Annotated in this window: 14 protein-coding genes; 4 read left to right on the forward strand and 10 right to left on the reverse strand. The window is 71.3% G+C overall.

Going from position 1 to position 12,978, the window contains the following annotated elements; translation table 11 throughout:
* From G6038_RS05975 to rsmI, 3 genes are all read right to left on the reverse strand, one after another.
* On the reverse strand, positions 1-344 hold a 344-nt coding region (locus G6038_RS05975), incomplete at its 3' end, for a hypothetical protein (protein ID WP_165036551.1).
* Positions 345-728: 384 nt separating this feature from the next.
* Positions 729-2,123: a sodium:alanine symporter family protein gene (locus tag G6038_RS05980; RefSeq protein ID WP_165036553.1), complete on the reverse strand. Its 1,395-nt coding sequence runs from the start codon at positions 2,121-2,123 to the stop codon at positions 729-731.
* Positions 2,124-2,156: 33 nt separating this feature from the next.
* Entirely contained in the window at positions 2,157-3,017 is an 861-nt protein-coding gene (gene rsmI, locus G6038_RS05985; protein ID WP_165036555.1) for a 16S rRNA (cytidine(1402)-2'-O)-methyltransferase, read from the reverse strand.
* A gap of 71 nt (positions 3,018-3,088) precedes the next feature.
* Between rsmI and G6038_RS05990 the strand changes: the two genes are divergently transcribed.
* On the forward strand, positions 3,089-4,597 hold the full coding sequence (locus G6038_RS05990; protein WP_206024346.1) for a phospholipid carrier-dependent glycosyltransferase: 1,509 nt from the start codon (positions 3,089-3,091) through the stop codon (positions 4,595-4,597).
* Here G6038_RS05990 and G6038_RS05995 read toward each other — a convergent pair.
* The 4 genes from G6038_RS05995 to mscL form a co-directional block, all read right to left on the reverse strand.
* Positions 4,548-5,108, reverse strand: coding sequence for a methyltransferase domain-containing protein (locus tag G6038_RS05995; RefSeq protein ID WP_206024337.1), 561 nt, complete (start codon positions 5,106-5,108; stop codon positions 4,548-4,550). The genes G6038_RS05990 and G6038_RS05995 overlap by 50 nt on opposite strands.
* Positions 5,101-6,753 carry a BCCT family transporter gene (locus G6038_RS06000; protein ID WP_165036565.1) on the reverse strand — a complete coding sequence of 551 codons (1,653 nt, stop codon included), beginning with the start codon at positions 6,751-6,753 and terminating at the stop codon, positions 5,101-5,103. The genes G6038_RS05995 and G6038_RS06000 overlap by 8 nt, the downstream gene beginning before the upstream one ends.
* A gap of 66 nt (positions 6,754-6,819) precedes the next feature.
* On the reverse strand, positions 6,820-7,182 hold the full coding sequence (locus G6038_RS06005) for a GntR family transcriptional regulator (protein WP_165036567.1): 363 nt from the start codon (positions 7,180-7,182) through the stop codon (positions 6,820-6,822).
* 81 nt (positions 7,183-7,263) lie between these two features.
* Complete coding sequence (gene mscL / locus G6038_RS06010; RefSeq protein ID WP_165036569.1) at positions 7,264-7,689, reverse strand: large conductance mechanosensitive channel protein MscL; 426 nt, start codon at positions 7,687-7,689, stop codon at positions 7,264-7,266.
* A gap of 95 nt (positions 7,690-7,784) precedes the next feature.
* Here mscL and arsC point away from each other — a divergent pair, with 95 nt between their 5' ends.
* The gene (gene arsC / locus G6038_RS06015; RefSeq protein WP_165036571.1) at positions 7,785-8,132 is read left to right on the forward strand and encodes an arsenate reductase (glutaredoxin); all 348 of its coding nucleotides are present in this window, start codon (positions 7,785-7,787) and stop codon (positions 8,130-8,132) included.
* A 33-nt stretch (positions 8,133-8,165) separates the two neighbouring features.
* On the opposite strand, the gene G6038_RS06020 is transcribed toward arsC, so the two are convergent.
* The gene (locus tag G6038_RS06020) at positions 8,166-9,371 is read right to left on the reverse strand and encodes an arginine deiminase (RefSeq protein WP_165036573.1); all 1,206 of its coding nucleotides are present in this window, start codon (positions 9,369-9,371) and stop codon (positions 8,166-8,168) included.
* Positions 9,372-9,487: 116 nt separating this feature from the next.
* Here G6038_RS06020 and G6038_RS06025 point away from each other — a divergent pair, with 116 nt between their 5' ends.
* On the forward strand, positions 9,488-9,955 hold the full coding sequence (locus tag G6038_RS06025) for an FABP family protein (RefSeq protein WP_165036574.1): 468 nt from the start codon (positions 9,488-9,490) through the stop codon (positions 9,953-9,955).
* 5 nt (positions 9,956-9,960) lie between these two features.
* Here the strand turns inward: G6038_RS06025 and G6038_RS06030 are convergent, their stop codons facing one another.
* Both G6038_RS06030 and G6038_RS06035 read right to left on the reverse strand, forming a co-directional pair.
* On the reverse strand, positions 9,961-10,578 hold the full coding sequence (locus G6038_RS06030; protein ID WP_165036576.1) for a response regulator transcription factor: 618 nt from the start codon (positions 10,576-10,578) through the stop codon (positions 9,961-9,963).
* On the reverse strand, positions 10,575-11,756 hold the full coding sequence (locus G6038_RS06035) for a sensor histidine kinase (protein WP_206024338.1): 1,182 nt from the start codon (positions 11,754-11,756) through the stop codon (positions 10,575-10,577). Before G6038_RS06035 ends, G6038_RS06030 begins: the two co-directional genes overlap by 4 nt.
* A 112-nt stretch (positions 11,757-11,868) precedes the next feature.
* Between G6038_RS06035 and G6038_RS06040 the strand changes: the two genes are divergently transcribed.
* Entirely contained in the window at positions 11,869-12,939 is a 1,071-nt protein-coding gene (locus G6038_RS06040) for an ABC transporter permease (RefSeq protein ID WP_165036578.1), read from the forward strand.
* Positions 12,940-12,978: the final 39 nt, after the last annotated feature.

Genomic DNA, 12,978 nt, shown 5'->3' on the forward strand with positions numbered 1-12,978 from the left:
GCTCCGCCCGGTCCCCGCGCGAGTTCCCACCACCGTTCCCACTGCCTCATCGAGTAGAGGCCGGGCGCCGGCGGCTGGGGGTGCAGGGCCCGGGCGGAGCGGATCAGGACGACCAGGACCGGACGGATCGCCTCGAAGGCGGCGGGCACCCGGGTGCCGGATCGCCAGTCGCTGAGCCGCTGCACGGACACGGTGCGATCGCTGCCCACGGCGCGGGCGACGGCCGATGCCTCGGAGGAGACCTTCTTGAGTGCGGGACGTCCCGCCGCCGCGAACAGAATCCGGAGGTGGTCGGCGAACACCTGCCGCGGCTCCGCCTCGGTTCGCCCGTCCGCCGGTTCCATCCCGCATCCTCCCTGCTCCGCACCCCTCGCGGGCCCGGATCGTCCGCTGCGGAAAAATTCCTCACCAGTCCTGACCTGGGATGATATCGCGAGCGGCACACGAACCGGTTGGTCGCCCCGGACACACCCGACAGAGTGGTTCCCGAGCGGGAAGACCCCGCGACGCGCTGCACCTCCGCACCGGCCGGAACCCGACGAGGGGTGGTTCCGCCCGATGCGGAGGGAAGGCAGCGCGCGACCCGAACCGAGGGACCGTGTACAAGCTCGTCGACCGGATCGTCAACGGCGTTCCACCCACGTTGGTCGCGGCCCTGATCGTGGCCGTCGCCGTGCTGCTGATCGTCGCGCTCTCCTCGGCCGCACCGTAGCGGCGGCCGGCCGCGCCTACCGGGTCGGCGTTCTGCTGTTCTTCTCGCCGAGCAGGTACGGATCGCGGGCGAGGTACTCCTTCGTCTCACGGGCGATGAGTCCCGAGAGGACGAGCAGGCCGATCAGGTTGGGCAGTGCCATCAGCCCGTTCATCACATCGGAGAAGTTCCACACCACCTCGAGCTCGGTGGTGGCGCCGACGTAGACGACGAGCACGAAGATCGCCCGGTACGGGAGGACGCCGCCCCGGCCGACGAGACGTTCGACGCAGCGGTCGCCGTAGTACGACCACCCGAGAATCGTCGAGAAGGCGAAGAACACCACGGAGATCGTGACGATCCAGCTGCCCCAGTCGCCGCCGAGGCCGTCCGAGAAGGCGAGCGAGGTCATCGCCGCGCCCTGCTCGCCGGACGTCCAGGCTCCGGTGGTGATGATGACCATGCCCGTGAAGGTCACGACGATGATCGTGTCGATGAACGTCTGGGTCATCGACACGAGGCCCTGCCGCACCGGATGGGTGGTCTGCGCCGCGGCGGCGGCAATAGCGGCGCTGCCCATGCCGGACTCGTTGGAGAAGATGCCGCGGGCCACGCCGTAGCGCAGGGCGATCATGAACACCGAGCCGATGAAGCCGCCGGTCGCGGCGGTTCCGGTGAACGCGTCGGAGAACACCAGGGCGAACGCCTGCGGGATGTCGGTGACGTTGACCGCGAGGACGATGATCCCGGCGCCGACGTACAGCAGGATCATCGCGGGCACGAACCCGGCGGTGACCTTGCCGATGGACTTGATGCCGCCGAGCAGCACCGCGGCAGCGAGCACCGTCATGACGATGCCGGACAACCAGGTGGGCACCCCGAAGGTGGACTCCATCTGGGTGGCGACGGTGTTGGCCTGCGTCATGTTGCCGATGCCGAAGCTCGCGAGCACGGCGAACACCGCGAACATCAGGCTCAGCACCAGGCCGAACTTGTTGGGGATGGCGCGGGCCAGGTAGTACTGCGGGCCGCCGGACTGCTCGCCCTTGGCGTCGGTGACGCGGTACTTGACGCCGAGGAACGCCTCCGAGTACTTGCTGGCCATGCCGACGAGACCGGTGACCCACATCCAGAACAGGGCGCCCGGGCCGCCGAAGTAGATGGCAGTGGCGACACCGGCGATGTTGCCGACGCCCACGGTGGCGGCCAGCGCGGTCGTCAGCGCCTGGTACTGGGAGATGTCACCCTCGGTGGCGTCCGGGTCCTTGCGGATGATCAGCCCGAGCCGCAGGGCCGGCCACAGCTTGCGGAACTGCACGCCCCGCAGCCGCACCGTCAGGATCACGCCGGTGCCCAGCAGCAGCGGTATGAGCAAATACGGCCCCCATACCACCGACGCGACCTCGACGAGGAATTCGTTCACCGACTCCATCCGTACCTCCTGCTGCGCGGTAAGGGGCAGAGTCTACGACGACGGCTCGTCCTGCCGCGCAGCCAGTACCGCGTCGTACAACTCGCGTTTGGACACCCCGGACGTCGCCACCTGCGCACACGCGTCCTTCAGCCGTACTCCGTCCGCCACCAGCCGTTCCACCGCGTCGACCAGCTCGGCCGGTTCCGCGACCTGCGCCGACGCGCCCTCGAGCACGACGGTGATCTCGCCGCGCGCACCGTCGGCCGCCCACTGCGCCAGCTCGGCGAGCGTGCCGCGGCGCACCTCCTCGTAGGTCTTGGTCAGCTCCCGGCACACCGCGGCGCGCCGCTGCCCGCCGAGCACGTCGACGGCGTCGGCGAGGCACGCGGCGAGGCGATGCGGGGCCTCGAAGAACACCACCGCGCGCGGCTCGGCGGCGAGGGTCAGCAGCCAGGCGCGACGGGCGCCGGCCTTGCGTGGTGGGAAGCCTTCGAAGCAGAACCGCTCGACCGGCAGCGCGGACAGCGCGAGTGCGGTGGTCACCGCGGACGGGCCGGGCAGGCACGTGACGGGCAGCCCGGCCGCGACGCACGCCGACACCAGGCGGTAGCCGGGGTCGCTGACGGACGGCATGCCGGCATCGGTGACCAGCAGCACCGTCTTGCCGGCCTCGACGTCGGCGACCAACGCCGGCGTCCGGGCGACCTCCACCTGGTCGTAGAAGCTGACCACCCGTCCGGTGACGGTGACCCCCAGCGCGGCGGCGAGCGCCCTGGTGCGACGGGTGTCCTCGGCCGCGACGACGTCGGCGCTGCCGAGCGCGTCGCAGAGCCGTTTCGAAGCGTCGCCGACGTCGCCCATGGGGGTGGCGGCGAGCACGAGCCGGCCCTGTCCCGAATTGTCTGCCTGCATGCGTCTCAGCCTACGATCGGGACGTGACCGTGACGGACGAGCGCCCCGCCGAGGCATCGGACCGCCGCCGGATGAACAGCCCGGGCCCGACAGTGCCCGCACCGGATTTCGGTCCGGTCGACCGCGGCCGGGGCTGGGTGGTGACACTGTTCGTCACCGCGATCGCGGCGATCACCCGGTTCACGATGCTGCACTACCCCACCGACGCGAAGACGCCGGTGTTCGACGAGAAGCACTACGTCCCGCAGGGCTGGCAGGTGCTCACCGGCGGCGGGATCGAGGACAACCCCGGTTACGGCCTCGTCGTGCACCCGCCGGTGGGCAAGCAGCTCATCGCGCTCGGCGAGGCGCTGTTCGGGTACAACGGGTGGGGGTGGCGGTTCTCCGCCGCCGTCGCCGGGACGCTGCTGGTCCTGCTGGTGGTGCGGATCGTGCGACGGCTGACCCGCTCGACCCTGCTCGGCGGCCTGGCGGGGATCCTGCTGATCGCCGACGGCGTCACGTTCGTCTCGTCGCGCCTCGGGATGCTGGACATCTTCCTGGCGCTGTTCGCGGTCGCCGCATTCGGGTGCCTGATCGTCGACCGGGACGAGGTGCGGGAACGCATGGCGCGCGTGCACGCCGAGGGACGCATCGCGGACACGGTGTGGGGTCCCCGGCTGGGCGTGCGGTGGTGGCGGTTCGGGGCCGGTGTGCTGCTGGGTCTGGCGGTGGGCACCAAGTGGTCGGGGCTGTATCTGATCGCGTTCTTCGGGTTGATGTCGGTGGCGTTCGATGTCGCCGCCCGCCGGGCCTACGGCGTGCGACGGCCGTGGCTCGGGACCGGCCTGCGCGACGTCGGTCCGGCGCTGTACGCGCTGGTGGTGGTGCCGATCGGGGTGTACCTGGCGACGTTCTGGGCGTGGTTCGCCGGCGAGACCGGGGTGTACCGGCACGCGGTGGGTCGTCAGATCGGCACGGACGGGGCGTTCACATTCGTGCCGGACGCCCTGCGGTCGCTGTGGTACTACAGCGCCTCCGTGCTCGAGTTCCACTCGGGGCTGACGAACTCGGCCGGCAACCTGCATCCCTGGGAGTCCAAGCCGTGGACGTGGCCGATGGGGTTGCGTCCGATGCTGTACTACTTCGCCGACGGCGAGCAGATCCGTGGGTGCGGCGGCGAGCAGTGCGTCAAGGCAGTCATGCTGGTGGGCACCCCTGCGATGTGGTGGCCGGCGCTGCCGATGCTCGCGTGGGGTGGGTGGCAGCTGCTGGTGCGGCGGGACTGGCGGTGGGCCGCGGTGCTCACCGGTTACGCGGCGACGTTGCTGCCGTGGTTCGCGACCCTCGACCGGCAGATGTACTACTTCTACGCGGTCCCGCTCGCGCCCTTCCTGGTCATGGGGCTGGCGCTGGTGCTCGGCGGCGTCCTCGGCTCGCGGCGGGCCTCGGCCGAGCGACGCTCGACCGGCCTGCTGGTCGTGTGCCTCTACGTCGGCCTGGTGGTGGCGAACTTCGTGTGGCTGTGGCCGATCCTCACCGCAGCACCGATCACCGTGGAGACGTGGCAGCAGCAGCTGTGGCTGCCGAGCTGGCGGTGACGTCCGCCGGCGCGGCCCGCACGCCGACGGTCCGGTCGCGCTCGACGATGTCGACGATCGCGTAGCCGCAGCGCGAGAGCAGCGCGCTGATCCGCATCGACACCGGTCCGAGGGCGAGGCCGGGCGGCGGTTCGTCGAACACCCACAACTCGCCGGCGGGTCGCAGCAGCGACGCGACGGCCTTCGGCGCGACCGGGTCGTCGCTGCGGAAACCGGGGACGTTGACGGCGAAGACCAGGTCGAACGATCCCGGCAGGTCGACGCCGGGGAACTCGCCGACGCGCAGTTCGGCGAGCCCGGCGTCGAGTCCGTCCCGGTTGTGGCGACGAGCCCGATCGATCTGCGTGGCCGAGCGGTCCACCCCGACGACACGGCCTCGGCGGCGCAGCCGCTCGCACACGAGCGTGAGGGCGACACCCCCACCGCAGCCGATCTCGAGCACGTCGCTGCCCGGCTGCGGGTCCATGGCCTCGACCGCGAACGCGATCCGCGCCGGCACGGCACTACTCATTCGACGTCCGTTCTTCTCCGCGCCGCGCCGGGGACCGGTACTCGGCGCGCCGCAGCAACCGCCGACCGCGTGGGGACACCAGTGGGTCCCGCGACAGGTCGCGGTACAAGGACACGCACAAACCCACCATGACGAGCACGAACGGCGCCGCCGCGATGATCGTCATGGTCTGCAAGGCGGTGAGGGCATCGGCACCGCCCGTCCACAGGAGCAGGGCGGCGACGCCGCCGGTGAGCACGCCCCAGAACACCACGACCCGACGGTGCGGGGTGAGCGTGCCGCGCTGGGACAGGGTGCCCATCACGATCGATGCGGCGTCGGCCCCCGAGACGAAGAAGATGGCCACGAGCACCATCACGACGGCGGCCGAGATCGTGAACAGCGGCAGATTGTCGAGCATGCCGAACAACTGCGCCTCGGTCGTGCCGACGTCGGCCAGGCCGAGGCCGTCGCGCTGCTCGCCGATGGCCGCACCACCGAATACCGCGAACCACACCAGGCTCACCGTGCTGGGAACGACGATGACCCCTACGACGAACTGGCGGACCGTGCGGCCACGGCTGATGCGGGCCAGGAACATCCCGACGAACGGCGTCCACGAGATCCACCATGCCCAGTAGAAGACGGTCCACGCGGAGAGCCACTCGGCGACCTCGGGGCTCGACGCCGCGGTACGAGCGGACATGCGGGCCAGATCGGCGGCATAGGCGCCGAGGGTGGTGGGTACGAGATTCAGGATCAGCACGGTGGGGCCGACCACGAAGACGAACGCGGCAAGCGCGAGCGCGAGCACCATGTTGATGTTGGACAGCCACTGGATGCCACGAGCCACCCCGGACACCGCGGAGGCGACGAAGGCTGCCGTGAGCAGCGCGATGATCGCCACCAGCAGCAGCACCCCCGTCTCCTCGAGCCAACCGGTCACCGCGAAGCCGGACCCGATCTGCAGGGCCCCGAGGCCGAGCGACGCGGCGGTGCCGAACAGCGTGGCGAACAGGGCGAGGATGTCGATGACCTTCCCGACGGGTCCCTCGGCGCGGCGGCCGAGCAGCGGCAGGAAGGCGGAACTGATCAGCTGCTTACGCCCCTTGCGGTAGGTGCCGTAGGCGATGGCCAGACCCACCACGGCATAGATCGACCACGGGTGCAGGCTCCAGTGGAACATCGTCGTCGCCATCGCCGGTCCCACGCCCCCGGCTGTGCCCGGCGGCGGTGTCACGAAATGGGCCAGGGGCTCGGCGACACCGAAGAACATCAGGCCGATGCCCATACCGGCGCTGAACATCATGGCGATCCAGCTGACGGTGCGGAACTCCGGCACCTCGTCGTCCTTGCCGAGCGGGATCCGTCCGAACCGGCTCAGGGCCAGCCAGATCGAGAAGACCACGAAACCCGACGCGGTGAGCACGAACAGCCATCCCAGGTTGACCACCAGCCAGTCCAGCACCACCCCCGTCACGGCGGCGAAATTGTCCGGTGCCAGCAGTCCCCAGACGACGATCGACACCACGATCAGGGCCGTCGGGACGAACACGGCCGGATCGATCACCGGCGCGATCCGTCGGCGCAGCCCGCCCGGGCGGACCGAAACGAGCCGGCCATGCGGAGCGTCGTGCGGATCCGTCGGTTCGTCCGGAAGGCCCATGATGTAAACCTCGTCCACTTCCCTGCGGAGCGCAACCGTCACCGCCCCGGCGGGGAGTCGGACGACTCACGCGCCCCGCAGCGCCGCGACGACGAATTCGAGCGCCTCGTCGTCGGACATGCCGAGGGTGCGCAGTTCGCGGACGTAACCGGTGGCGGCGCGCTGGGCGAGCGTGCGGGTGGGGTCACCGGACTCGGCGACGAACGTGCCCGCTCGGCCCCGCGTCTCGATGATGCCGAGCTGCTCGAGCTCCCGGTAGGTCTTGGCCACGGTGTTCGGGGCGATGCCGAGGTGTTCGGCCAGCCCGCGGACGGTGGGAAGCTTGGTGCCGGCGATCAGCTCGTCGCGGCGCACCATCGTGACGATCCGCTGGCGCAGCTGCTCGTACGGCGGGACCGGCGAGTCGGGGTCGATGACGATGTCGAGCATCGGGACGTCCTCAGGTGGGCAGGTGGTGCGTCGAGGCTAACAGTGCGGGCGGACCGTCCCCGAATGCGCCGCGGGGCCGCCTCAGACTCGCGCCTTGTCCTCGTCGGCGTCCGCGGCGCGGGTGTAGCTGCCGGTCTCGAGCAGGTCGCGGATCTGGATCAGCAGGTCGGTCTCGCTCAGCGGCTTGTCGCCCTCCTCCTTGGGCGCGAACCGGGCCTTGGCGGTGTTCACCGGCAGGATCAGCACGAAGTAGACGACCGCGGCGATGAGCAGGAAGTTGATCACCGCCGACACCACGGCACCGATGTTGACGAACGTCTCCGGGCTCGACGTGATCTGGAATCCCCAGCCGTACTCGTTGGCGCCGCCCACCGACGCGACGAGCGGGTTGACAATGTGACTGGTGAACGCGGTGACGATCGCCGTGAACGCGGCGCCGACGACCACCGCGACGGCGAGCTCGACCACGTTTCCACGCAGCAGAAAATCCCGGAACCCCTTCAGCACGACACCTCTCCTGTCCCTCGCCGACGCCGGACGATGGTAGAAGACCGGCCGTGCCGCACTCAACCGGAGCGGGTCCGGCACGGCAGAATGTGGCCATGGCAACGACCGCGACGATCTACCACAACCCCCGGTGCAGCACGTCCCGCAACACCCTGAAGGTGCTGCAGGAGGCGGGCCTCGAGCCGACCGTCGTCAAGTACCTCGAGACCCCGCCGTCGCGCGACGGGCTGCGCAAGCTGCTCGACGACGCCGGACTCGTGCCGAGCCAGGCGATCCGGCGGAAGGAGGCACTGTTCGCGGAGCTGAACCTGACGGACGCCTCCGAGGACGAGTTGCTCGACGCGATGGTGGAGCACCCGATCCTCATCGAGCGGCCGATCGTGGTCACCGACAAGGGCACCGTCCTCGCCCGCCCGGTGGAGAAGGTGCACGAGATCCTCTAGGCGCCGGCCGCTCGCCCGCACCGCCCGCGTCGGTCAGCCGCGGGCGAGCGGGCAGGACATGCAGCGCGGCCCGCCGCGCCCGGAGCCCAGTTCGGACCCGGCGATGCGCAGTACCTCGATGCCCGCGTCCTCGAGGCGGGTGTTGGTCTCGATGTTGCGTTCGTAGGCGACCACCACGCCGGGCGCGAGGGCGAGGGTGTTGTTGCCGTCGTCCCACTGTTCACGTTCGGCGACGACCGGGTCGAGGCCGGTGTCGATGACGCGGAGCTTCTCGATGCCCATCGCGTCGGCGGCCGCTTCGAGGAACCCGCGTGGCCCGCTGATCCGGACGTCGCCGTTTTCCCGGCGAAGCGTGAAGGCCTGCAACGTCTCCCGCACCGCGGGGTACATCACCACGGCGTCGACGTCCACCATGGTGCACACGGTGTCCAGATGCATCGAGGCCCGCTGCTGCGTGATGGGCACCGCCAGCACGGTGTGCGCGAGACCGTCCTCGAAGACGCTGCGCGCCAACGCTTCCGCACCCGCCGGCGTCGTGCGCTCCCCCACGCCCACGGCCACGACTCCCGGGGCGAGCAGCAGCACGTCGCCGCCTTCGACCGGCGCCGTGTGCGATTCGTAGGCGCGGCGCACCCCCAGGAACCGCGGGTGGAACGCATAGATCAGATCGGTGATCGAGGCCTCCCGGCGCCGGACCGGCAGCGCCAGGGTGGGGATCGCGACACGCGGGCCGATCCAGAACGACGAGTCGCGGGTGAACAGCAGGTTCGGCAGCGGCTCGATCACGAAGTCGGCTCCGTGATGCATCAACCGCACCAGCGACGGCGCGGCCCCGAGGCCCGCGGCCGGAAGTTCGTCGAACGTCATGCCCGCGACGAGGACGCGGGTGAGGTCCGCGGCGGACATCGCGCGCAGGTGGGCGGCGAGTTCCTGCGCCAGCCCGTGCCCGAGCCGGCGCGGATCCACCGCGGACGACACCCCCTGGACGCGGGCGGCCCCGCTGACCTCGAGGGTCTCGGTGAGCAGGTCCGACAGGAGCAGCACCTCCACCCCCCGCCCGCGCAGCAGGCCGACGAACGCGTCGTGTTCCTCCTGCGCCCGCGCCACCCAAGGCAGCGCGTCGAACAGCAGCTGGTCGTTGTTGCGGGGAGTCAGGCGTTCGAGCTCCGCACCCGGGCGATGCATCAGCACCGCCCTCAGCGACCCCACCTCGGAATCCACACCCAGCTGAGCGTTCATGGATTAGACCGTAATGCCGCGGGCCGCCGCGCGGCGCGCCGAAACTCCGCGAAGCCCGCCGGGCGCCCTCCCGGCGGTGGCAGGATCGACGGTGCCCGACGACCGAGGAGACTCATATGACCGACATCGGCCCGCTCGGTGATCTCGCCGCCTTCGCCGGCCGCTGGGTGGGCGGCGGTGAAGGCCACTACCCCACCATCGAGGACTTCACCTACGACGAGACCATCGAGTTCACCCCCACCCCGGGCAAGCCGTTCCTGATGTACGTCAGCCGCACGAAGAACCCGGGCACCGGTCAGCCGATGCACACCGAGAACGGATACCTCCGTCTCGCCGATCACGAGGTGGAGCTGCTCGTCTCCCAGCCGACCGGGTTCGTCGAGATCCAGCGCTCGCGGCTCACCCACGGCGTCCTCGACTTCACCACCGTCCACCTCGAGCGCTCCCCCCACGCCAAGCCGGTGCACGAGCTGCGGCGGCGGTTCGTCCTCGACGGCGACGAGCTGTCCTACGACCTGTGGATGGCGCACGCGCAGACCCCGCTCACCCACCACCTGCACGCCCGGCTGCGACGCGACGGATGATCCCCTCACAGCAGGCCGCGCTCGCGCGCCGCCGCGACCGCCGCGGTGCGCGAGTCCACGCCCAGCTTCGAGAAGGCATGCACCAGATGCGACTTGACGGTGGCCTCGCTCACGAACAGCTCCTTGGCGACGGCCCGGTTGGAGAGCCCCCGCGCCACCGCGCCGAGCACGTCGATCTCGCGGGCGCTCAGCTCCACCCGCGGTGTCTGCATGCTGCGGTAGAGGCGTTGCGCCACACCGGGATCCAGCACGGTTTCGCCCCGCGCGGCCCGGGCCACCGCGTCGACGAGCACGGCCGGGTCGGCGTCCTTGAGCAGATATCCGGCCGCCCCCGCCTCGACCGCCCGCAGGATGTCGGAGTCGGTGTCGTAGGTGGTCAGCACCAGCACCTTCGGCGGATCCGGCGCGGAGGCCAGTTCGGCCGTCGCCTTCGCTCCGTCCATCCCGGGTCCGAGCCGCAGGTCCATCAGCACCACGTCCGGGCGGTGTGCCGCGTTCTGCGCGACGGCCTCCTGACCGGACGCAGCCTCGGCCACCACCTCGAGCCCGGGCTCCGACGCGAGCAGGGCGCGCAGACCCGCCCGCACGACGGGATGGTCGTCGACGAGCAGTACCCGGATCACGGCAGCACCCGCACGGGAAGCGTTGCGGCCACGGCGGTTCCGTCGCCCGGCGCCGACTCGAGGAACACCGTGCCGCCCAGTTCGGCGAGCCGCTCCCGCATGGCGGTGAGCCCGAACCCACCGCCCGAGCCCGCGTCGCGGACGTCGAATCCGACGCCGTCGTCGACGACGTCGAGCCGGACCTCGTCCGGGGTGTAGGCGAGTGTGACCCGCACGCGGCGGGCCTGGGCGTGCAGCCGGACGTTCGCCAGCGCGCTCTGCGCCACCCGCAGCAGCGCGACGTCGAATCCCGTCGGCAGCGGCAGCGGTTCGCCGTCCACGCGCAGTTCGGCGTCGATGCCGGTGTCGGCGCGCAGCCGGTGCAGGATGCGGCCGAGGGCCGCCGCGAGCGGTGCATCGTCGAGATCGGACGGACGCAGCTTGTCGACGACCCGGCGGGCCTCGACGAGGTTGCGCCGCGCCGTCTCCTCGATCCGGCCGAGCAGCGCCGCGGTGTCGTCGCCGGCCCGCAGCCCGGCGCGGGCGAGCAGCAGGATCGACGAGAAGCCCTGTGCGAGGGTGTCGTGGATGTCGCGGGCCAGCCGGGCCCGCTCGGCAGTGGCACCGGTCTCCCGCTGCAGCCGCACCAGCTCGTCCTGGGCGTCGAGCAGTTCGCGGTGTGCCTCGGTGAGCTCGGCGAGCAGCGCGTCGCGCTGCTCGGCGTCGCGCACGAGCTGCCGGTAGATCAGGGCCGTGCCGGACGCGACGAGCGCCCCGAACAACGGGCCGACGACGGCGGCCGTGGCGTTTTCCGTGCCGTGCCCCAGGCTCGCGGCGATCGCGACCGCGGTCAGAGCCGCCGTCGCGGCGAACGCGGCGATCGTGGGCAGCAGGTGGAAGCACAGGAAGAACAGCGCGAAGGCGAGCCACACGAAATCCGGTGCGAGCACCACCAGCGCCAGCCAGCCGGCCAGCAGCACCGCCAGCCAGATCCCGCCGCGGGACCCGCGCCGGGCGAACCACAGCCCCGAGACGTACCAGGCGAATTCGGCGCCCGCGAGGACCAGCACTCCCGGGCTGCCGCCGCCGCGCAGCACCCCGACGAGCAGCAGCAGTACGAACAGCGCATGCTGGCCCAGCTGCATCGCACGCAGCACCGGGACCGTCCCCTCGGGACGGTGCTGTCGGGCGGTCTGCATTTCACCGACGCTAACACCGCCGCGCACGCCGCCGCCTCCCCCTTTCGATTGATCCGCGAACCCATCCACCGAGCGATGCGCCGGCATCGCCGCACCGGGCACCGTGGAACTCATGTTCCTCGCACTGCGCGATCTGCGCTTCGCCACGGGGCGCTTCGCCGTCATGTCGGCGGTGCTCGTCCTGATCTCGTTTCTCGTCGTCATGCTCTCCGGCCTCACCGCGGGCCTGGGCAACCAGTCGATCGCCGCCATCCGCGGCATCGCCGCCGAGCACTTCGCCCTCGACGGCGGTGGCACCGATCCGTCCGACCTGTCGTTCGGCGAGTCCACCGTCACGGACGCGCAGCGCACCGCCCTCGCCGCGCAACCCGGCGTCACCGACGCCACCGTGCTCGGCGTCGCTCCCGGACGCCTCGGGGCGGACGGGCGGGAGGTGATGGCGGCACTGTTCGGGGTCGCTCCCGGCTCCTTCGCGGCACCGGCGGCCCTGCGCCCGGCGACGGCGGCGGTCGACGCGCAACTCGCCGCCGACAACGGCTGGTCGCCGGGCACCGTGCTGACCGTCGGCGGGCGGGAGGTCACCGTCACCGCTCTCGTCGAGGACTCCTACTACAGCCATCAGCCCGTAGTGTGGCTCGACCTCGGCACCTGGCGCGAGCTCCCCGCGACGGCCGGCGCCGACGGGACGGTGATCGCGCTGCGGACCGGCCCCGGGTTCGACGCGGCCGCCGCCGCGGCCGCGACCGGCACGGGCGTCCTCGACACGTCCGCGACCCTGAACACCATCGGCTCGTACACCTCCGAACGCGGGTCGCTGCTGCTGATGCAGGGCATGCTGCTCGTCGTCGGCGCCCTCGTGGTGGGTGCGTTCTTCACGGTGTGGACGGTCCAGCGCGGCCGGGACATCGCGGTGCTGCGGGCGGTCGGCGCCTCCACCTCCTACCTGCTGCGCGACGCCCTCGGACAGGCCGCGGTAGTGCTCGTGCTCGGCACCGGGCTGGGCACCGTCGCCGCGACGGCCGCGGGAGCGGCCGCAGCCACCGTGGTGCCGTTCACGCTGAGCGCGGCCACGACCGTGCTGCCGTTCGTGGCGCTGGTCGGGGTCGGCCTCCTCGGGGCCGCGGCGGCCGTCGCGCGCATCGGCTCCGTCGACCCGCTCACCGCGCTCGCCGCGGCCCACTGAGCTCTTCGAGACACCGACCCGTTCGAGAAAGGCACCACC

It is taken from the genome of Rhodococcus sp. 14C212 (assembly GCF_011058195.1).
Lineage (GTDB): Bacteria > Actinomycetota > Actinomycetes > Mycobacteriales > Mycobacteriaceae > Rhodococcus > Rhodococcus aetherivorans.

Coding starts and splice junctions, on each gene's coding strand:
- G6038_RS05980 (WP_165036553.1), bottom strand. CDS start 2,123: ATGGAGTCGGTGAACGAATTCCTCGTCGAGGTCGCGTCGGTGGTATGG.
- rsmI (WP_165036555.1), bottom strand. CDS start 3,017: ATGCAGGCAGACAATTCGGGACAGGGCCGGCTCGTGCTCGCCGCCACC.
- G6038_RS05990 (WP_206024346.1), top strand. CDS start 3,089: ATGAACAGCCCGGGCCCGACAGTGCCCGCACCGGATTTCGGTCCGGTC.
- G6038_RS05995 (WP_206024337.1), bottom strand. CDS start 5,108: ATGAGTAGTGCCGTGCCGGCGCGGATCGCGTTCGCGGTCGAGGCCATG.
- G6038_RS06000 (WP_165036565.1), bottom strand. CDS start 6,753: ATGGGCCTTCCGGACGAACCGACGGATCCGCACGACGCTCCGCATGGC.
- G6038_RS06005 (WP_165036567.1), bottom strand. CDS start 7,182: ATGCTCGACATCGTCATCGACCCCGACTCGCCGGTCCCGCCGTACGAG.
- arsC (WP_165036571.1), top strand. CDS start 7,785: ATGGCAACGACCGCGACGATCTACCACAACCCCCGGTGCAGCACGTCC.
- G6038_RS06020 (WP_165036573.1), bottom strand. CDS start 9,371: ATGAACGCTCAGCTGGGTGTGGATTCCGAGGTGGGGTCGCTGAGGGCG.
- G6038_RS06025 (WP_165036574.1), top strand. CDS start 9,488: ATGACCGACATCGGCCCGCTCGGTGATCTCGCCGCCTTCGCCGGCCGC.
- G6038_RS06035 (WP_206024338.1), bottom strand. CDS start 11,756: ATGCAGACCGCCCGACAGCACCGTCCCGAGGGGACGGTCCCGGTGCTG.
- G6038_RS06040 (WP_165036578.1), top strand. CDS start 11,869: ATGTTCCTCGCACTGCGCGATCTGCGCTTCGCCACGGGGCGCTTCGCC.